We start from the raw sequence: 19,840 nt of genomic DNA on the forward strand, positions 1-19,840 counted from the left end.
CGATTCCTCAGTGATATTTTGATTTATACCGTAGCTGGTCATTCACGAACGTTACGCAAAGTATGCCGACAGCAGGTAGCAGCCAGGCCAAACCCTGATTATGTAGCGGCATCCTGGCACTGAGCGTTGTCAGCCATAAGGGGCCGCCCGCGGCGCTAAGTGCCTCAGCCAGACCAAACAGAAAGGTAACGAATGCCGCAGGGACAATGACCCGCGCTGGTGAGTGGAAGGTTGTTCGCATGAAAAAGGTCACGATAAGTACAACAAACACCGGATAAATCGCCGTCAGAACCGGCACCGATAACGCAATCAATTGGGTCAACCCGATATTTGATATCAGCATGGAGACGATGGCAAAAAACCAGATGCAGGTTCGATAGCTAAAACGGGTATGGTCGCTGAACCAGGCGCCACAGGCCGATGTCAGCCCGACAGCGGTAACCAGGCAGGCAAGGGTCATCAACACCCCCAGAAAAATGTCGCCGCCAGGCCCATAGCTAAAGTGGACATAAGCACTGAGCACCTGAGCGCCGTTTGTTGCCCCATCAATCAGCCCGCTGCTACTTAGCCCAAGCCGGAACAGGCCTGCATACACCACGACAAGGCCCACGCCTGCAATCAGGCCGGAACAGAACGCATAACGAGTAATAAGGCGGGGAGAGGTTACCCCTCTGGATTGAATCGCTCTGACAATCACCAGCCCAAAGACCAGGGCTGCCAGCGTATCCATCGTCAGATAACCATTGGTGACCCCCTGAGAAAAAGGGGAGGTGGCATACAGACCCTGTGGAGGCAGGGGAGCCCCCGCTGGTACGAGCATCGCCGTGATTGTCAGTACCAGAAGCGCCACGATTTTCAAAGGCGACAGGAACTTACCTACCGTATCGAGAAGGCGGCCGGGATGAAGGGAGATCAGAACGACCAGCGCGAAAAAGCTCAGGCTCCACCAGGCTAAGCCATACGCGCCAGGGTGATAATGTTGTAATGCCAGCTCGTACGAGACGGTGGCGGTTCGCGGAATGGCGAACAGCGGTCCGATACAAAGATAACAGGCAATAGTCAGGACCATACTGCAGAGGCGTCCGGTGGGCTGGGTTATTGTCTGCAGCGATCCGCCGGCTTTCGCCATGGCAATGGCGGTCATCACCGGCAACCCGACACCCGTCAATAAAAAGCCCATTGCGGCATACCAGACGGATGTTCCTGCCTGTAAGCCGATCAGGGGCGGAAAAATGATATTACCGGCCCCAACAAACAAGGCGAAGTTGAGAAACCCCAGGATAAAAATGTCTCTGACGCGGAAAGTTGTCATGTGGATATCGTCTTCACTCTGGTTGTCGGCAGCGCCAGAGGTTAATTATAAAACACGCCCTGAAACCGGGCGTGCCAGCCGTGCATGGGGATCAACGATGGCCGTGATGCCCATGAAAATCATGCCAGCCATGTGCATGGGAAGGATCATGGTGCCAGTGATGATGATCCGGATGATGGCGATCGGTGGAGTGATGATCCCTGATCACGCAGCCGCTGAGCATCAGGCTCAGGATAACCAGGGAGACATTCAGACATAACTTACTGTTCGGCATACTGCCATCCTCTCAAGAGTGCTTAATGAGTTGAGGGCAATGATATAGATTAAACAAAAAGTTGTAATTTCAACATTTGTTGTATGTTGAAATTAAAGGTAACAAAATTATTCAATGCGTAAAATCTTATGAAAATAAAATTACAATTTAACTTATTGTTTTTTCGGTGGTTATGTTTTGATGGACTTGTGTGGCGGTATAAAAACTGACCTTTTCTCTCACTTCTGTAAAAAGCGTAATAATAAGTAATGGAGATTGTCACGCAGCGGAATAAAACGGATAGTGCGCCCCACAGGAACAAAACCACATAAGGAAAATGGTTATGAAAACGTTACTCTCTCTTGCTGCACTTCTCGGTCTTGCCTCGTCTTCTGCTTTTGCTGCCACTGCACAGGACTGTGTAAAGGTAGATAACCCGCAAATTGAAGCACTCTTTGACAGATGGAATGCCTCATTACAAACAGGCGATGCCCATAAAGTGGCGGAAAATTATCTGAGTGATGCGGTTCTGCTACCGACAATTTCAAATCAGGTGCGACTGACCGATCAGGAGCGCGTGGATTACTTCCAGGATTTTCTGAAGAAGAAGCCTTACGGTAAAATTGATAGCCGCACCATTCGTCTGGGCTGCAATAAAGCTATTGATACCGGAACGTATACCTTCACTTTCGCCGATAAATCGACCGTGACTGCCCGCTATACCTTCACCTATGCGTGGGACGGAAAAGAGTGGAAAATTTCCTCCCATCACTCTTCCGCAATGCCTGAAGGATAAGATCTGTCCCCTCTCCCTTCGGGGAGAGGGGGAACCACTCAGCGTCTTACCGGCGCTCCGTTCGCCACGTAATATGCCGCTGTACTCTTCGCCAGCGGCTCACGCCCGCGAATGGCATCAGCAATTTTCTCACCGATCATAATGGTGGTGGCGTTCAGGTTGCCGGTGATGATCTGCGGCATGATCGACGCATCCACCACGCGTAACCCTTCCAGCCCGTGAACGCGGCCTTCGCCATCGACTACCGCCATCTCGTCATAGCCCATTTTGCAGCTTCCACACGGGTGGAAGGCGGTTTCGGCGTGGTTGCGCACGAACTCGTCCAGCTGTTCGTCGGTCTGGCACTCAACCCCCGGGCTGATTTCGCGGCCACGGTATTTGTCCAGCGCGGGCTGATGCATGATTTCGCGGGTGATGCGGATCGCATCGCGGAATTCCTGCCAGTCCTGCTCGTGGGACATATAGTTGAACAGGATCGCCGGATGCTGGTGCGGATCGCGCGATTTAATACGCACATGCCCGCGGCTTGGTGAGCGCATCGACCCAACGTGACACTGGAAGCCGTGCTCTTTCACCGCGTTGGAGCCGTTGTAGTTAATCGCCACCGGCAGGAAGTGATACTGAATGTTCGGCCACTCGAACTCCTCGCGACTGCGGATAAAGCCACCCGCCTCGAAGTGGTTGCTCGCTCCCACGCCGGTGCCGCCAAACAGCCACTCGGCGCCAATCTTCGGCTGGTTCCACCACTGCAGGGCAGGGTAGAGGGAGACCGGCTCTTTGCATTCGTACTGGAGATACATCTCCAGGTGATCCTGCAGGTTTTCGCCCACGCCGGGCAGGTCATGCACCAGCGGAATATCAAACTGCTTCAGCAGTTCCGCGTTGCCCACGCCGGAGCGTTGCAGGATCTGCGGAGAGGCAATCGCCCCGGCGCACAACAGCACCTCTTTGTTTGCCGATGCTTTGGACGGAATGGTGCTTTCGCCTTCCAGCCACTCGACGCCCACGGCGCGCTTGCCGTCAAAGAGAATGCGATCGGTCATGGCATGGGTACGGATGGTCAGGTTCGGGCGCTGCTTCGCCTGGTCCAGATAGCCGCGCGCGGTGCTGGCGCGTCGGCCCTGTGGCGTAACCGTTCTGTCCATCGGGCCGAAGCCTTCCTGCTGATAGCCGTTGAGATCGTCCGTGCGCGGGTAGCCCGCCTGTACGCCCGCTTCCACCATTGCCTCAAACAGCGGGTTCACGCCCGGTTTGGAGGTGGTGACGCTCACCGGGCCGTCGCCGCCGTGGTAGTCGTTCGGACCCACGTCGCGGGTTTCAGCCTTACGGTAGTAGGGCAGGCAGTTGAGGTAGCTCCAGTGCTCCAGACCTGGCTCTTTCGCCCAGTTGTCCAGATCCATCGCGTTGCCGCGCACGTAGCACATGCCGTTGATGAGCGACGACCCGCCCAGCCCTTTACCGCGTCCGCATTCCATGCGGCGGTTATTCATATAGGGCTCTGGCTCGGTTTCGTACGCCCAGTTGTAGCGCTTGCCCTGCAGCGGGAATGCCAGTGCGGCAGGCATCTGGGTGCGGAAGTCAAAGCGGTAATCCGGGCCGCCCGCTTCAAGCAGCAGAACGGTGGTATCCGGATCTTCAGTCAGTCGTGTTGCCAGAACGTTGCCGGCAGAGCCGGCACCAATAATGATGTAGTCAAATTGCAAAAAAACCTCCCGGTTAAAATATGGACTGGAATTTACCCATCTCAACCTGGATGGACTTCACCTGGGTGTAACTCTGGAGCGTCATCACGCCGTTTTCGCGGCCGATACCGGAGTGTTTATAGCCGCCAACCGGCATCTCTGCCGGGGATTCACCCCAGGTGTTGATCCAGCAAATACCCGCCTCAAGCTGATGAATCGCGCGATGGGCCCGGTTCAGATCGGCCGTCACGATGCCTGCCGCCAGCCCGTAGTCGGTATCGTTGGCGCGGCGAATGGCTTCTTCTTCAGATTCATAGGTGAGGATGGACATCACCGGCCCGAAGATCTCTTCGCGCACAATGGTCATCTCGTCGGTGCAGTCGGTGAACACGGTCGGGGCGACCCACGCGCCGTTGTCAAAGCCTTCGCCCTTCAGCACGTCGCCGCCGCACAGCACGCGCGCGCCTTCCTCTTTGCCTTTGGCGATATAGCGCAGCACGTTGTCGCGGTGCGGGAAGCTGACCAGCGGGCCAAAGTTGGTGTTTTCATCGAACAGATCGCCCGCGCGGATGCGGCCCACGCGCTCAACAATTTTCTGCTCAAACGCGGCCTTGAACTTCGCGGGTACGAACACGCGGGTGCCGTTGGTGCAGACCTGGCCGGAGCTGAAGAAGTTGGCCATCATCGCGATGTCGGCAGCGAGATCGAGATCCGCATCGTCAAATACAATCAGCGGGGATTTGCCGCCCAGCTCCATCGTCACCTCTTTCAGGGACGAGGCCGCCGAGTTCGCCATCACCTTTTTGCCGCTGGCGACGCCGCCAGTGAAGGAGACTTTCGCGATGCCCGGGTGTTCGGTCAGGTACTGGCCGGTCTCCGCGCCCACGCCCGGCAGAACGTTAAATACGCCGTCCGGCAGGCCCGCTTCGGTGTAGATTTCCGCAAGCTTCAGGGCGGTGAGGGGGGTGACTTCGCTCGGCTTGAAGATCATCGCGTTGCCCGCCGCCAGCGCCGGGGCGGATTTCCACAGGGCGATCTGGATCGGGTAGTTCCACGCGCCAATACCCGCCACCACGCCCAGCGGCTCGCGACGGGTGTAGACGAAAGAGGTATCGCGCAGTGGGATCTGGCTGCCTTCCAGCGCCGGGATCAGCCCCGCGTAGTACTCCAGCACGTCCGCACCGGTGACGATATCCACGGTTGAGGTTTCCGAATACGCTTTACCGGTGTCGAGGGTTTCCAGCTTCGCCAGTTCGTCGTTCCGCTCGCGCAGGATATCGACGGCGCGACGCAGAATGCGCGAGCGCTCCATGGCGGTCATTGCCGCCCAGATTTTTTGCCCTTGCCGGGCACTCTGGACGGCGCGATCGACATCTTCGCGCCCGGCGGCCTGTACGGTCGCCAGAACGTCGCCGTTAGCCGGGTTAATGGTCTCGAAGGTGCGACCGCTGGTGGCGGATGTATAACCACCATTGATATAAAGCTGCTGTTCTGCCATTCGGGACATAAATTCTCCTCGGTTATTCGGTCGGTAAATGCTGGCTGATAAAGTGGCTGGTGAGCGACTGGGCTACGTTTTTATCCAGCGGTTTGCCGCTTAGCGCGGCGCGCAGCCACAGCCCGTCGATCAGCGCTGCAAGCCCGTAACCCGCCTCCTGCGCCTGTTCACGCGGCAGTTCGCGGCGGAATTCGTACACCAGGTTTGAAAGCAAACGGCGGCTGCTTACCTGTTGCAACCGGTAGAGCATCGGCTGATGCATGCTGCTCGCCCAGAAGGCCAGCCAGGCTTTCATTGCCGCGCTGCTGATCTGGGTTTCATCAAAGTTGCCGCCGACAATCGCCTGCAATCGTTGCTCTGCGCTGCCATCCGGCAGGGCATGCAGGCGGCTCAGAACCGCGTCGCGCAGCTGGCCGGTGATGTCGCGCATGGTCGCTTCCAGCAGGCCATTTTTATCTTTGAAGTAGTGACTGATGATCCCGGTTGAGACTCCCGCCCTACGGGCGATCTGCGCGATGGTTGCGTCATGCATTCCCACTTCATTTATTGCTTCCAGCGTGGCGTTGATCAGTTGCCTGCGCCGGATCGGCTGCATCCCCACTTTGGGCATTTTTGCCACTCCATTCATCAGCGTTGGTTAACCATTAAAGCGGTTTTTGATTGGACGTTCAATATAAAATGTGTCTTAATTGTTGCGGATTTGGATTTTAATAGTTACAAAAATAGTGGGGATACTGGATGACAGATCTTTCGCAAGACAGAGAAAAGGACAAAATCAATCCGGTTGTTTTTTATACATCCGCAGGACTGATTTTGTTGTTTTCCCTGATGACGATCTTCTTTAGCGACTTCTCTGCCGAGTGGATTGGGCGCACCCTGAACTGGGTGTCGAAGACCTTCGGCTGGTACTATTTGCTGGCGGCGACGCTCTATATTGTCTTTGTTGTCTGCATTGCCTGTTCGCGCTTTGGTTCGGTGAAGCTCGGGCCCGAGCAGTCAAAACCCGAGTTTAGTCTGTTAAGCTGGGCGGCGATGCTGTTTGCCGCCGGTATCGGCATCGACCTGATGTTCTTCTCCGTGGCCGAACCGGTCACGCAATATATGCAGCCGCCGGAAGGGGCAGGGCAGACGATGGAGGCCGCGCGCCAGGCGATGGTCTGGACGCTGTTCCACTACGGACTGACCGGCTGGTCGATGTACGCCCTGATGGGCATGGCGCTCGGATACTTTAGCTATCGTTATAATTTACCCCTCACCATTCGCTCTGCGCTGTACCCCATTTTCGGTAAAAAGATTAACGGTCCGATAGGGCACAGCGTCGATATTGCGGCGGTGATCGGCACCATCTTCGGTATCGCCACCACGCTTGGCATTGGCGTGGTGCAGCTCAACTACGGGCTGAGCGTGCTGTTTGATATCCCGGATTCGCTGGCGGCGAAAGCCGCGCTGATCGCGCTGTCGGTGATTATCGCCACCATCTCGGTCACTGCCGGCGTGGATAAGGGGATCCGCGTGCTCTCCGAGCTGAACGTCGCGCTGGCGCTGGGGCTGATTCTGTTTGTGCTGTTTGTGGGCGACACTTCGTTCCTGCTCAATGCCTTAGTGCTGAACGTGGGTGACTACGTGAACCGCTTTATGGGCATGACGCTGAACAGCTTTGCCTTTGACCGCCCGGTGGAGTGGATGAACAACTGGACGCTGTTCTTCTGGGCGTGGTGGGTGGCGTGGTCGCCGTTTGTCGGCCTGTTCCTGGCGCGTATTTCACGTGGTCGCACCATCCGCCAGTTTGTGATGGGCACGCTGATCATTCCGTTCACCTTTACCCTGCTGTGGCTGTCGGTCTTTGGCAACAGTGCGCTGCATGAGATCATCCACGGCGACGCGGCGTTTGCGCAGGAGGCGATGGCGCACCCGGAGCGCGGATTCTACAGCCTGCTGGCGCAATACCCGGCGTTCACCTTTAGCGCCTCCGTGGCCACCATTACCGGCCTTCTGTTTTACGTCACCTCGGCGGATTCCGGTGCGCTGGTGCTGGGGAACTTCACCTCGAAGCTGAAGGACATCAACAGCGATGCGCCAAACTGGCTGCGTATCTTCTGGTCGGTCGCCATCGGCCTGCTGACGCTCGGCATGCTGATGACCAACGGGATTTCCGCCCTGCAGAACACCACGGTGATCATGGGTCTGCCGTTCAGCTTTGTGATCTTCTTTGTGATGGCCGGGCTGTATAAATCGCTCAAGGTGGAAGACTACCGTCGCGTCAGCGCCAGCCGCGATACCGCACCGCGCCCGTTGGGCGCCCAGGACAGACTGAGCTGGAAGAAGCGTCTCTCGCGCCTGATGAACTACCCGGGCACGCGCTACACCAGCCAGATGATGGAGACGGTCTGCTTCCCGGCAATGGAAGAGGTGGCGCAGGAGTTGCGATTACGCGGTGCCTACGTGGAGCTGAAAAACCTGCCGCCGGAAGAGGGCGAGACCCTGGGGCATCTGGATCTGCTGGTGCATATGGGCGACGAGCAGAACTTTGTCTATCAGATCTGGCCGCAGCAGTATTCGGTGCCCGGGTTTACCTACCGCGCGCGCAGCGGCAAATCGACCTACTACCGGCTGGAGACCTTCCTGCTGGAAGGTAGCCAGGGGAATGATTTGATGGACTACAGCAAGGAGCAGGTGATTACGGATATTCTGGACCAGTATGAACGGCACCTGAACTTTATCCATCTGCACCGGGAAGCGCCGGGGAATAGCGTGATGTTCCCGGATGTGTAAGCGAATCGCATTCTAAATTGATGCCGGGTGGCGGCTTCGCCTTACCCGGCCTACCGCGAGCCAACTTTGTAGGCCTGATAAGCGAAGCGCCATCAGGCTTGTAGCAGCGTCAACACGCTGTCATCCCTTTTGTGCCAGAAGAGGGTGAAACGTGTGCCCTCCGCATATTCTCCAGCCGGGCGCGAAAGCACCAGCACAAGGGTTTTATCATCTAACGCTGCGACTCTCGCACAGTCAAAACCCATGTAAATCTTTACCTGCGGAAACAGCGCTTTAAACAAACTTTCTTTCGCGCTAAACGCGAGCGTCAGCGCCTGTGCAAAAGGGTAGCCTGAACGCGTTAAGCACGCCGCTTCCTGCGCATTGATGATACCGTCCTGGATTTCATGGGCTTCACGGTCGGAAAGGATCGCCTCTGTATCGATACCTACAAGGGCATGAGGATGGTGAACCACAACCGCCATCGCCTGCGTGCCGCTGTGAGTGATGCTACCCGAAACCCCGTACGGCCAGAGCGGTTCGCCGCTGGGGCCGATGCCGGGAACGGCGTGGCCAGGTAAGGCATGCGCGGCGGCGATGCGGCCCGCCAGATGTTCGGTTTTGCGTTTGCGTCCGGCGTCAGCCAGCTGTGCGTGATGGGGGAGCCAGAGGAGATCGGCGTCGATGAAGGTGGTGGGGGCGAAGGTGATGCGGTGAACGGTGAGGCTGGCGAGAACGAACGTGCTGTGGGTTGTGTGCATGGTTTTCCCTTCAGAATTGTGCGGCCTGTTGCCCTCACCCCGGCCCTCTCCCACGGGGAGAGGGAGCAAACACTAAAAACGGCAACGGGGTTGCCGTTTTGCTTTTACCTCGCCCTCACCCCGGCCCTCTCCCACAGGGAGAGGGGGGAAGTCACTGCCTGTATCAGAATCGGGTATTCACGCTCATATACCACGTGCGGCCTGGCTCATTATAGGTATAAGCCCCCGCGCCGTACATATAGGCACCCGTCGAGGTATTCCCGGTGGTCTGGGCATTACCCGCACGCCACTGGCGTTTGTCGAAGACGTTATCCACGCCGCCGGTCAGGCTGACGTTTTTGGTCACGTCCCACGTCGCGCTCAGGCCAAGGATGCTATACGGGCTGACCTCGTCTTTCTCTGACCCGGTCACCGGCTGACCTTTGTAATTGTACTTCTTCGGCTGCTGCTTGCCGTACCAGGTGAAGGTCGACTGGAGCGACACATCCTGATGCACCTGCCAGCTCAGGGTAGAGTTCAGCGTGTACTCCGGGATGATCGACAGACGGTCGCCGGTCTCCTTGTTCTTGCTCTGCAGCATGTAGGTAATGTTGTTGGTCCAGTTGATGGTGTCGCTGACCGGCACGTTCAGGGAACCTTCCAGGCCTTCAACCACCGCTTTCGGCACGTTCTCCCACTGGTAGATATCGGTGGTGACTTTGCTGGTGGAGGTCTGGCCGATTGGCGCATAGCCCGCTTCAATCTTGTTGCGATAGTCGTTGCGGAACCAGGTCACGCCCGCTAGCCAGCCGTCGCGTTTCCACTCCAGACCAATCTCTTTGTTGATGCTGGTTTCGGCTTTCAAATCGTCGTTACCCATCATGTAGCAGCCCACGCCGTCAGAGCTTGCGTAGCAGCCCTGGCCCTTGCTGTATAACAGGTAGTTCGGGTTGGTCTGGTACAGGCTCGGTGCTTTGTAGGCACGCGCAATACCCATCTTCAGGGTGAAATCATCCCCCAGACCCTGCGACAGGTTCAGGGACGGGCTCCAGTTGTTACCCACGATGGTGTGATGGTCGAAGCGCAGCGCCGGGGTCAGCATGGTGCTGTCGGTCAGCTCCATATTGTTTTCCGCAAACAGGGAGAAAATCTCTGCGGAGGTATACGGGCTGCGATCGTCGCTCATCCCTGGAATGGTCCCGCCCTGCAGGGTTTGCGAGAAGGAGGTGGAATCCTTCATGCGCTGCTGGTTCCACTCGGTGCCCAGCGTCAGGTTCTGGTTGACGATGAAATCAATCGGCAGGTTGATCTCACTGTGCAGCATGACGTCGGCCAGGTCGGTATCGGTGAATTTATCGCTGTTGAACAGCCCTTCGGTTCCTCCGGCCAGCCCTTCACCCAGACGTGAGTTGCGGGTGTGTTCGTACTGTGCCCAGTTGCTGGTGGTAATGCCGTTATCCCAGCCGCCATTCCACGTGACGGCGAAGTTCTGGCGATAGATACGGTTGGTCTCTTTACCGTAGTTCTTCTTCACCAGCGCATTGTCGTTGTTGGTGTTCTGGGTATCACCGGCGTAGAGGTTGTTCTGGCGGCTGTACCCCGCTTCAAACTCCAGAGACTGCATTGGCGCAAAGTCCCAACGCACCACGCCATTGATGTCTTTGTTTTCTACCCCTTCACGGCCTGCAGGCAGGGTGTTGGCATAGGCGCCGGTACGCTCGGACTGATGGCCCTGGTTGATGTCCCACGCATCGGCCTGGGTTTTGTCGAGGTTACCGTACATGCGGAAGCTGAAGTCGCCGCCCAGCGGGCCGCTCAGGCTGAAGTTGGTGCGTTTTGTGGAACCTTCATCCTTGTGTTCAGGCGCGTTCAGATAGGTGTTCCAGGAGCCGTGCCACTGGTCGTCGAATTTTTTGGTGATGATGTTCACCACGCCGCCTGCCGCACCGTTGCCGTAACGCGCGGCAGCCGGGCCACGGATCACTTCAATACGCTCGATCATCTCAGGCGGCACCCAGCCGGTATCACCGCGGGTGTCGCGCTCGCCACGCCAGCCCAGACGAATCGAATTGCGGCTGGTGACCGGCTTGCCGTCGATCAGGATCAGGGTGTTTTCCGGGCCCATACCGCGGATATCAATCTGGCGGTTGTTACCGCGCTGGCCGCTGGTGGAGTTACCGGTCAGGTTAACGCCCGGCATGGTGCGGATGATTTCAGACACGTCACGCGCGGGCGGATTTTTACGGATCTCATCGGCGGTAATGGTGGAAACCCCCGGCGCCTGCAAATTCTGCTCGGCGGCGGTGATCACCATGGTGTCTTCATGCTGCGCGGAGGCGGTATTGTCGTCTGCCATGGCAGGCAGCGCGACGCCATAAATCCCTAAATTGACCAGCAAGGCCAGAGAGTGAATCTTCTTATTCATTGGATGTCCCGCTTTTATGGTTTCTTATGAACGCGCTTCCCACAGCGCGGGCATTACGCTATTGCAAATGCAAATAGTTATCAATAATATTATCAATAAAATTTGTCCTGAAACAAAAAAGACTGTTAAACATGAGGTTAGAAGGGTGACGGTGTTAACAACGGGAAGTGAAGCCTGGTGGCAGTCGAAAAACGGCCCGGAATGGGTGCGTGAACAGGGGAAATATCGGGTCACCTTCTGGTGGCGCGATCCGGCGGGAACGCAACACACCTCGGCGGTGAAACGCGTCTGGCTGTATATCACCGGCGTAACCGATCACCATAAAAATGCCCGCCCACAATCCCTCGAACGCATCCCGGATACCGACGTCTGGCAATGGCAGGGCGAGTTCAGCCCCCAGTGGCGCGGCAGCTACTGCTTTATCCCCTCAGAGAATACAGACGATTTTGCGCCCGATGTGTTTCACGGTGAGCAGCCGGATCGCCTGGCGCTGCGCGAAGGCTGGCGCAAGCTGCTGCCGCAGGCAATGTCCGACCCGCTTAATACCCAGAGCTGGCGAGGCGGGAGGGGACATGATGTCTCTGCACTGGAGATGCCCGACGCTCCGGTGCAGCCCGGCTGGGATCGCCCCAATACGCCATACCGGCAGCCGGTCTGCATTGACTGGCAGAGCAATCGACTGGGCAACCGTCGTCGCGTCTGGATATTTACCACCGGCGATGACGATCCGGAACGCCCGCTGGCGGTGCTGCTCGACGGCCAGTTCTGGGCCGAGAGCATGCCCGTCTGGCCAGCGCTGACGGCGCTTACCCTCGGACGCAAACTGCCGCCTGCCGTCTACGTTTTAATCGATGTGATAGATATGGCGCATCGCAATAACGAATTGCCCTGTAACCCCGATTTCTGGCTGGCGGTGCAGGAAGAACTTCTCCCTCTTGTAAAACAACGCACGCCATTCAGCGACCGCGCAGACCGTACGGTGGTCGCAGGCCAGAGCTTCGGTGGACTCTCCTCGCTTTATGCCGCACTTAACTGGCCGCAGCGTTTTGGCTGCGTGCTGAGCCAGTCCGGCTCTTACTGGTGGCCGCATCGCGGCGGGCAGCAGGAAGGGCTGCTTATCACCCAACTGAAAGCGGGTGAAAAAACCGCACGCGGCCTGCGCATCGTCCTTGAGGCCGGGCGCAACGAGCCGCTGATTTACCGCGCGAATCAGGCCATTTACGACGAACTGCACACACAGCAGCAGGTTTACTGGCGTCAGGTTGACGGCGGACACGACGCGCTTTGCTGGCGCGGTGGGCTGACGCAGGGGCTGATGACCCTCTGGCAGCCGCTTATTCACTAACGGAGTCTGTATGGAATTCAGCAATCCTTTCGATAATCCGCAGGGGCAGTTTGCTATTTTGCGTAACGATCAGGGGCAGTACAGCCTGTGGCCGCAGCAGTGCGAATTGCCCGCAGGCTGGCGCGTGGTATGCGAAGCGCAATCGCAGGACGCATGCCAGCAGTGGCTGGCCGAACACTGGCAGACGCTCAGCCCCTCTAATTATGCGGGGGAGTATGCATGAACCGTCTGCCGCTTGTAGCCGCCCAGCCGGGCATCTGGATGGCGGAGCAGCTTTCCAGCCTGCCGAACGCCTGGAGCGTGGCACACTACACCGAACTGAAAGGCGATATTGACGCACCGCTGCTGGCAAAAGCCGTTGCCGAAGGCATGATGCAGGCCGACACTCTGCGCATGCGCTTCACCGAGGATAACGGTGAGGTGTGGCAGTGGGTGGATGTATCAATGACGCTGCCTGAACCGGAAATCGTAAATGCCGGTTCCCATGACGCCGCCGTGGCGCTGATGGACGCCGACCTTAACCAGAACCTTCGTGTCGACAGCGGTCAGCCCCTGGCGTTTCACCTGCTGATTCAGATCGGTCCGCAACACTGGTACTGGTATCAGCGCTATCACCATTTAGTGGTCGATGGCTTCAGCTTCCCGGCGATTACCCGCCAGATCGCTGCGATTTATGCCGCGTGGAAGAGGGGCGAGCCCACGCCTGACTCCCCGTTTACGCCGTTCGCCGGGGTGGTGGAGGAGTATCAGCGCTACCGCGACAGCGAGGCGTATCAGCGCGACGGTGCCTTCTGGGCTGAGCAGCGCAAACAGCTTCCTTCTCCGGTCTCGCTTTCCTCTGCGCCGCTACCTGGGCGCGCCGCCACCACCGACATCCTGCGCCTGAAAATCGCCGCCGATGGCCGCGCCTTCAGCCAGCTTGCGCAGGCCGCAGGACAGGTACAGCGCACCGATCTGGCGCTTGCGCTGGTGGCGCTGTGGCTGGGCCGTCTCACCGGACGGCTGGACTACGCCGCCGGGTTTATCTTTATGCGCCGCATGGGCTCCGCTGCGCTGACCGCAACTGGCCCGGTGCTCAACGTGCTGCCGCTGGCGGTGAACATTCATCCGCAGGAGTGCCTGCCGGAACTGGCGCAGCGCCTGGCAAACCAGTTGAAAAAAATGCGTCGCCACCAGCGCTACGACGCCGAGCAGATCGTGCGCGACAGCGGGCGTGCCGCGGGTGATGAAGCCCTGTTCGGCCCGGTGCTCAACGTCAAGGTATTCGATTATCAGCTGGATATCGCTGGCGTGGAGGCCACCACCCACACGCTGGCCACCGGCCCGGTGAACGATCTGGAGCTGGCATTGTTCCCGGACGAGCTGGGCGGGCTGAGCATTGAGATCCTCGCCAATAAACAGCGCTACGATGAAACCACGCTGGCCCGTCACGTGGCGCGCCTGAATGCGATGTTGACGCAATTTGCCGCTAACCCGGACCTGCGCTGCGGCGAGGTTGAAACGGTCTCAGAGCAGGAATACCAGCAGCTTGCACGCATCAACGACACCGGGCTGGCGCTACCGTCCATCACGCTTGCGGAACTGGTGGCGGAACAGGCGAGCAAAACGCCGGACGCGCCCGCACTGGCGGATGCGCACATCGAGCTCAGCTATCGCCAGATGCGCGAGCAGGTGGTGGCACTGGCGCATCTGTTGCGTGAGCGCGGCGTGAAACCGGGCGACAGCGTGGCGGTGGCGCTGCCGCGCTCGGTATTCCTGACGTTAGCGCTGCATGGCATTGTGGAAGCGGGGGCCGCGTGGTTGCCGCTGGATACCGGCTACCCGGACGATCGTCTGCGGATGATGCTGGAGGACGCGAAGCCGTCGCTGCTTATCACCACCGACGAACAGCGTCCGCGCTTTAGCGATCTGTCCATTGGGACGTTTAGTTACAACACACTATTACCGGCTGCGGAGGCTGAACCGCTGCGGCTGGCGAAGCCGGAGCAGACGGCGTACATCATCTTTACGTCGGGCTCGACAGGGCGTCCGAAAGGGGTAATGGTCGGGCATACTGCCATCGTTAACCGTCTGAAATGGATGCAGGATCACTACCCGCTGACGGCGTGCGACGTGGTGGCACAGAAAACGCCGTGCAGCTTTGACGTGTCGGTCTGGGAGTTCTGGTGGCCGTTTATCGCCGGGGCGAAGCTGGTGATGGCCGAGCCGGACGCGCACCGTGATCCTCAGGCCATGCAGCACTTCTTTGCGCACTATGGCGTCACCACCACCCACTTTGTGCCGTCGATGCTGGCAGCGTTTGTCGCCTCGCTGACGCCGGAAAACGCCGACTGCTGTAAGAGCCTCAGGCAGGTATTCTGCAGCGGGGAAGCACTGCCGACGGAACTTTGTCGCGAATGGGAGCAGCTCACTCACGTGCCGCTGCATAACCTCTATGGCCCGACGGAAGCGGCGGTGGACGTTAGCTGGTATCCGGCATTTGGACCAGAGCTGGCGGCAGTTGCAGGTAACAGCGTGCCGATCGGTTTCCCGGTATGGAACACCGGGTTGCGGATCCTGGATGCGATGATGCGCCCGGTACCGTTTGGCGTGGCGGGCGATCTCTATCTCACCGGCATTCAGCTGGCGCAGGGGTATCTGGGGCGTCCGGATCTCACCGCCAGCCGCTTTATTGCCGATCCGTTCGCGCCGGGCGAGCGGATGTACCGTACCGGTGACATCGCCCGCTGGCTGGACAACGGCGCGGTGGAGTATTTAGGCCGCAGCGACGACCAGCTGAAAATTCGCGGCCAGCGCATCGAGCTTGGCGAAATCGACCGGGCGATGCTGTCGCTGCCCGACGTGGCTCAGGCGGTGGCGCACGCCTGCGTGTTCAACCAGGCGGCGGCCACGGGCGGCGATGCCCGTCAGCTGGTGGGATATGTGGTTTCTGAATCCGGTTTACCGCTGGATCGCGACGCGCTGCTTGCCTCACTCAGATCGCAATTGCCGCCGCATATGGTGCCGGTGGTGTTACTGCAAATCAGCGCGCTGCCGTTAAGCGCAAACGGCAAACTGGATCGCAAGGCGCTGCCGCTGCCGGAGCTGACCAGCAAAACCATCGGACGCGCACCGGAAAGTGCAACCGAAATTGCCGTCTCGCAGGCGTTTGCGTCTTTGCTGGGCTGCGCGGTAAACGACATCGAAGCCGATTTCTTTGCCCTCGGCGGCCACTCGCTGCTGGCGATGCGCCTGGCCGCACAACTCAGCCGTACGTTCGCCCGCAAGGTGACGCCGGGGCAGATAATGGTCGCCTCTACGGTCAGCAGGCTGAGTGCTCTGCTGGATTCGCCGATAAGCGACGAGCAGGCGCAGCGTCTGGGTTATGAAACCTTGCTGCCGCTGCGCGAAAGCGACGGCCCGACGCTGTTCTGCTTCCATCCGGCTTCCGGTTTTGCCTGGCAGTTCAGCGTGCTGGCGCGCTACCTTAGCCCGCGCTGGTCCATTACCGGAATTCAGTCGCCGCGCCCGGAGGGGCCGATGCAGCAGTGTGCGGATCTGGATGGGGTGATTGAACATCATCTGACTACGTTACGTGGCCGGCAGCCCCACGGGCCGTATTACCTGTTCGGCTACTCGCTTGGCGGTACGCTGGCGCAGGGGATTGCTGCGCGTCTGCGTGAACAGGGCGAAATCGTCGCCTTCCTGGGTCTGCTGGATACCTGGCCACCGGAAACCCAGAACTGGGCGGAAAAAGAGGCCAACGGACTCGACCCGGCGGTGCTGGCCGAAATTGAGCGCGAGCGTCAGGCGTTTATCGCCGCCCAGCAGGGGCAGGGCTCCAGCGCGCTATTCAACGCCATTGAAGGTAACTACGCCGACGCGGTGCGGCTGCTCACCACGGCGCACAGCTCGCGGTTTGACGGGAAAGCAACGCTGTTTGTTGCCGAGCGCACGCGAACGATGGATCCGCAGGTGGCGTGGTCGCCGTGGGTAAATGAACTGGAGGTATACAGCCAGGATTGCGCCCATGTGGACATCATTTCGCCGCAGGCGTTTGAGAAGATTGGGCCGGTGTTGCAGAAGATGTTGGGGGAGTGATTTCCCCTCACCCTAACCCTCACCCACGGCGAGGGGGATGGTTTACTCCCTCTCCCTGTGGGAGAGGGCCGGGGTGAGGGCATCAGCGCGCACGCTTTCCAAGCGGCACCACCAGCGGCGTGCCCGCCACCGGGTCGTCAATAATCATGCAGCGCATGCCGTAGATCCGCTCGATAAGCGCTGGCGTCACAATCTCCTTCGGCGCGCCCTGCGCCACAATTTCACCGTCGCGCAGTGCAATTAAATGCGTGGCATAGCGGCAGGCCTGATTCAAATCATGCAGCACCGCCGCCAGGGTGTAACCCTGCGTGCGGTTGAGCTCGCTCAGCAACTCGAGCAGATCGATCTGATGGCTGATATCAAGCCAGGTCGTCGGTTCATCCAGCAGCATAATGGAGGTCTCCTGCGCCAGCACCATCGCGATCCACGCCCGTTGACGCTGGCCGCCGGAAAGCGTGTCCACGCTCTGCCGGGCGAGGTCCGTAATGCCCGTAGCCTGCATCGCGCGGTTTACCGCGTCTTCATCTTCCTTGCGCCAGCGGGTAAACAGCGGCTGGTGCGGATAGCGTCCGCGTGAGACCAGCTCCTGCACCGTGATGTCTCCCGGCGTGGTGGCGTTTTGCGCCAGCAGCCCGATGCGCCTGGCCACCTCTTTACTGGCAAAGCGCTGGATCTGCTCGCCGTCGAGGAATACGTGGCCTTCAACCGGCGTCATCAGGCGACTGAGGGTGCGCAACAGGGTCGACTTGCCGCAGCCGTTCGGGCCGATAATCGCCGTGAAATGGCCGTCAGGAATGTTGACGGTTAAGTCATGGGCAACGATTTTTTTGCCGTAACCGAGAGTAAGGCTTTCGCCGCGCAAGCGGGTGGTTGAATCGGTCATTTCTTGCGTGACTCCTGAACGAGCAAGACGATGAGGTAAATCCCGCCAAGGCTGACGGTGACAACGCCCACCGGAAGTTGATAAGGCATAAACAGCCGCTGGGCGCAGAGATCGGCGGCCAACAGTAACATTGAGCCGCACAGCGCCGCCTGGGTTAAGCCCCAGCGGGCCGTACCGCTAAGACGACGCGCAATGTGAGGGGCAACAAGGGCGATAAAGGAGATGGGTCCGGCAATCGCGGTGGAGGCCGCGGTGAGCAACACGGCGACCAGCATCAGCATCAGACGCGAACGCTCAACGCCGACCCCCAGCGCACAGGCGCTGTCGTCACCCATTTCCAGCAGCCGCATGCGCCGCACCAGCAGCAGCGCGGCGATAAACATCAGCAGAATCAATGGCGCGGCTGGCCAGACTTTGCCCCAGGTCAGGCCGTTGAGGGAACCGGCATACCACAGCCCGGCCGACAGCGCCGTTTCCAGCGAAGCCTGCAAGAGCAGCCAGGTATTGAACGCCATCAGCATGGCACGCACGCCGATACCGATAATGATCAGGCGGAAAGTGTCGATACCGTTGCGCCAGGCGAGCAGCCAGATCACCAGCGCGGTCAGTATCCCGCCGGTCATCGCCGTCACGGTGATGGCCGTCAGATGCTGACCAAACAGCACCATCGCGACCAGCACGCCGCTCCAGGCACCGGTGTTGAGACCCATTACATCCGGGCTGCCGAGCGGATTGCGCATCAGCGACTGGAAAATCGCGCCGCTGACGCCAAGCGCGGCACCCACCAGCATCGCCATTGCCACGCGCGGCAGTCGCCACTCCGTCACCACCATCGTGACAGCGCGCGGGGCGCTGCCGGTGAGCGCGTTAAACACTTGGGCGAGATCGAGCGTCACCGCGCCGCTGCACAGGCTTGCGATCGCCAGCATCAGAATGGCGATAACCAACAGCGAAACGCTGACGATCAAACGACGAGAGGGGGCCATCATGCGTCACCTCCGCGTTTACGTCGTACCAGGAAGATCAGGACCGGTGCGCCGATAAAGGCGCTGACCACCGAAACGCGCAGTTCGCCGGGAACCAGAAGACGCCCGACAACATCAGCGAACAAGAGCAGGACCGGGGTGGCCAGCAGCGTCACCGGCAGAGACCAGCGGTGATCGGCCCCCACCAGCCAGCGCGACAGATGCGGCATCATCAGCCCGATAAAGGCAATCGGGCCGACCACTGCCGTCGCACTGCCGCACAGCACGGTGATGACCACTAATCCCGTCAACTGGGTTCGCGCCACGCGGTTGCCGAGCGCGGTGGCGGTGTCGCTGCCAAGGCTCAGGCTGTTCAGCGCCCGGCTTAAACCGAGTGCCACGGCGGCGGCAATCATCACCGGGATGACCACCACCTTAAGCGTCTCCAGCGTGCGGATATCCAGCGAACCGGCCTGCCAGAAGCGGAGCTGGTCGTAAACGTCCGGGTTAAGCAGGGCAATGCCGTTAGATAACCCTTCCAGCACGGCGGCAAGCGCCACGCCCGCCAGCGTCAGACGTACCGGGCTAAGCTGCCCGCCGCCCTGGCTGCCGGTAAAGGCGACAATCAGCGAGGCCGCCAGCGCGCCGCAAAAGGCCATTACCAGTTGTTCTGAGGGAGAGGTAAACCCGAACAGCGCCGCACCAAGCACAATGGCAAAGCTGGCACCGCTATTCACGCCAAGAATGCCGGGGTCAGCCAGCGGGTTGCGGGTGAGGGTTTGCATAAGGGCTCCCGCAAGGCCCAGTGCGCCACCGGCAAGTAATCCGGCCAGGGTACGGGGCAGGCGGGCATCCAGCACGATGATGCAGTCGGCGCTCTGACAGGTACCAAAGAGCGCATCAACAATCACGGAGGCGGGCAGCGGTTTCGCACCAACCAGCAGACTGAGCGCCATCGCAAGGATTAACAGCAGCAATAACACGGGCACGGCAACCGCGCGCACCGCAGAAGAAGAGGAAAACGACATAGCAACATCCATGATGTGATAATGATAGTGATTATCGTTATCTATCTTATTTGGCTATGTTAGCATGTGCGCCCATGGAATG

The 19,840-nt window shown here is 59.2% G+C and carries 15 protein-coding genes; 5 read left to right on the forward strand and 10 right to left on the reverse strand.

Features of this window, described 5'->3' with window-relative positions; translation table 11 throughout:
- Positions 1-7 precede the first annotated feature (7 nt).
- Positions 8-1,312 carry a branched-chain amino acid transport system II carrier protein gene (brnQ, locus tag ACQG19_RS06550; protein ID WP_222168532.1) on the reverse strand — a complete coding sequence of 435 codons (1,305 nt, stop codon included), beginning with the start codon at positions 1,310-1,312 and terminating at the stop codon, positions 8-10.
- A 91-nt stretch (positions 1,313-1,403) separates the two neighbouring features.
- Positions 1,404-1,586 carry a hypothetical protein gene (locus ACQG19_RS06555; RefSeq protein ID WP_154819466.1) on the reverse strand — a complete coding sequence of 61 codons (183 nt, stop codon included), beginning with the start codon at positions 1,584-1,586 and terminating at the stop codon, positions 1,404-1,406.
- Positions 1,587-1,902: 316 nt separating this feature from the next.
- Here ACQG19_RS06555 and ACQG19_RS06560 point away from each other — a divergent pair, with 316 nt between their 5' ends.
- Positions 1,903-2,361 (forward strand): SgcJ/EcaC family oxidoreductase, encoded by a 459-nt coding sequence (locus ACQG19_RS06560; RefSeq protein WP_372588454.1) that lies wholly within the window; start codon positions 1,903-1,905, stop codon positions 2,359-2,361.
- A gap of 38 nt (positions 2,362-2,399) precedes the next feature.
- On the opposite strand, the gene betA is transcribed toward ACQG19_RS06560, so the two are convergent.
- Genes betA through betI form a run of 3 tightly spaced genes read right to left on the reverse strand, consistent with a single transcriptional unit; the run spans position 2,400 to position 6,151 of the window.
- Positions 2,400-4,064, reverse strand: a complete 1,665-nt coding sequence (gene betA, locus ACQG19_RS06565; RefSeq protein ID WP_038418873.1) for a choline dehydrogenase — start codon at positions 4,062-4,064, stop codon at positions 2,400-2,402.
- 13 nt (positions 4,065-4,077) lie between these two features.
- Complete coding sequence (gene betB / locus ACQG19_RS06570; RefSeq protein ID WP_246931579.1) at positions 4,078-5,550, reverse strand: betaine-aldehyde dehydrogenase; 1,473 nt, start codon at positions 5,548-5,550, stop codon at positions 4,078-4,080.
- Between the two features lie 13 nt (positions 5,551-5,563).
- The gene (gene betI / locus ACQG19_RS06575) at positions 5,564-6,151 is read right to left on the reverse strand and encodes a transcriptional regulator BetI (RefSeq protein WP_013097647.1); all 588 of its coding nucleotides are present in this window, start codon (positions 6,149-6,151) and stop codon (positions 5,564-5,566) included.
- 128 nt (positions 6,152-6,279) lie between these two features.
- On the opposite strand from betI, the gene betT reads away from it, so the two are divergent.
- A complete protein-coding gene (betT, locus tag ACQG19_RS06580) occupies positions 6,280-8,313 on the forward strand; it encodes a choline BCCT transporter BetT (RefSeq protein ID WP_013097646.1) in 2,034 nt (677 codons plus the stop codon).
- A 92-nt stretch (positions 8,314-8,405) separates the two neighbouring features.
- Here the strand turns inward: betT and entD are convergent, their stop codons facing one another.
- Positions 8,406-9,053: an enterobactin synthase subunit EntD gene (entD, locus tag ACQG19_RS06585; protein ID WP_246931577.1), complete on the reverse strand. Its 648-nt coding sequence runs from the start codon at positions 9,051-9,053 to the stop codon at positions 8,406-8,408.
- Between the two features lie 163 nt (positions 9,054-9,216).
- Positions 9,217-11,457 (reverse strand): TonB-dependent siderophore receptor, encoded by a 2,241-nt coding sequence (locus tag ACQG19_RS06590; protein WP_013097643.1) that lies wholly within the window; start codon positions 11,455-11,457, stop codon positions 9,217-9,219.
- Positions 11,458-11,524: 67 nt separating this feature from the next.
- Here ACQG19_RS06590 and fes point away from each other — a divergent pair, with 67 nt between their 5' ends.
- From fes to entF, 3 genes are read left to right on the forward strand one after another with little or no spacing between them, the layout of a single operon-like run.
- Positions 11,525-12,802 carry an enterochelin esterase gene (gene fes, locus ACQG19_RS06595; protein WP_281506449.1) on the forward strand — a complete coding sequence of 426 codons (1,278 nt, stop codon included), beginning with the start codon at positions 11,525-11,527 and terminating at the stop codon, positions 12,800-12,802.
- A gap of 10 nt (positions 12,803-12,812) precedes the next feature.
- The gene (locus ACQG19_RS06600) at positions 12,813-13,025 is read left to right on the forward strand and encodes an MbtH family protein (protein WP_057072263.1); all 213 of its coding nucleotides are present in this window, start codon (positions 12,813-12,815) and stop codon (positions 13,023-13,025) included.
- Positions 13,022-16,882: an enterobactin non-ribosomal peptide synthetase EntF gene (gene entF, locus ACQG19_RS06605; protein WP_246931575.1), complete on the forward strand. Its 3,861-nt coding sequence runs from the start codon at positions 13,022-13,024 to the stop codon at positions 16,880-16,882. Before ACQG19_RS06600 ends, entF begins: the two co-directional genes overlap by 4 nt.
- Before the next feature lie 82 nt (positions 16,883-16,964).
- Here entF and fepC read toward each other — a convergent pair whose 3' ends face one another.
- Genes fepC through fepD form a run of 3 tightly spaced genes read right to left on the reverse strand, consistent with a single transcriptional unit; the run spans position 16,965 to position 19,758 of the window.
- On the reverse strand, positions 16,965-17,765 hold the full coding sequence (gene fepC, locus ACQG19_RS06610) for an iron-enterobactin ABC transporter ATP-binding protein (protein ID WP_020684607.1): 801 nt from the start codon (positions 17,763-17,765) through the stop codon (positions 16,965-16,967).
- Positions 17,762-18,754, reverse strand: coding sequence for an iron-enterobactin ABC transporter permease (gene fepG / locus ACQG19_RS06615; protein WP_038418881.1), 993 nt, complete (start codon positions 18,752-18,754; stop codon positions 17,762-17,764). Before fepG ends, fepC begins: the two co-directional genes overlap by 4 nt.
- Positions 18,751-19,758: a Fe(3+)-siderophore ABC transporter permease gene (fepD, locus tag ACQG19_RS06620; RefSeq protein ID WP_246931574.1), complete on the reverse strand. Its 1,008-nt coding sequence runs from the start codon at positions 19,756-19,758 to the stop codon at positions 18,751-18,753. The genes fepG and fepD overlap by 4 nt, the downstream gene beginning before the upstream one ends.
- Positions 19,759-19,840: the final 82 nt, after the last annotated feature.

The organism is Enterobacter cloacae complex sp. 277I4 (assembly GCF_050031465.1).
Classification (GTDB): Bacteria; Pseudomonadota; Gammaproteobacteria; order Enterobacterales; family Enterobacteriaceae; genus Enterobacter; species Enterobacter cloacae.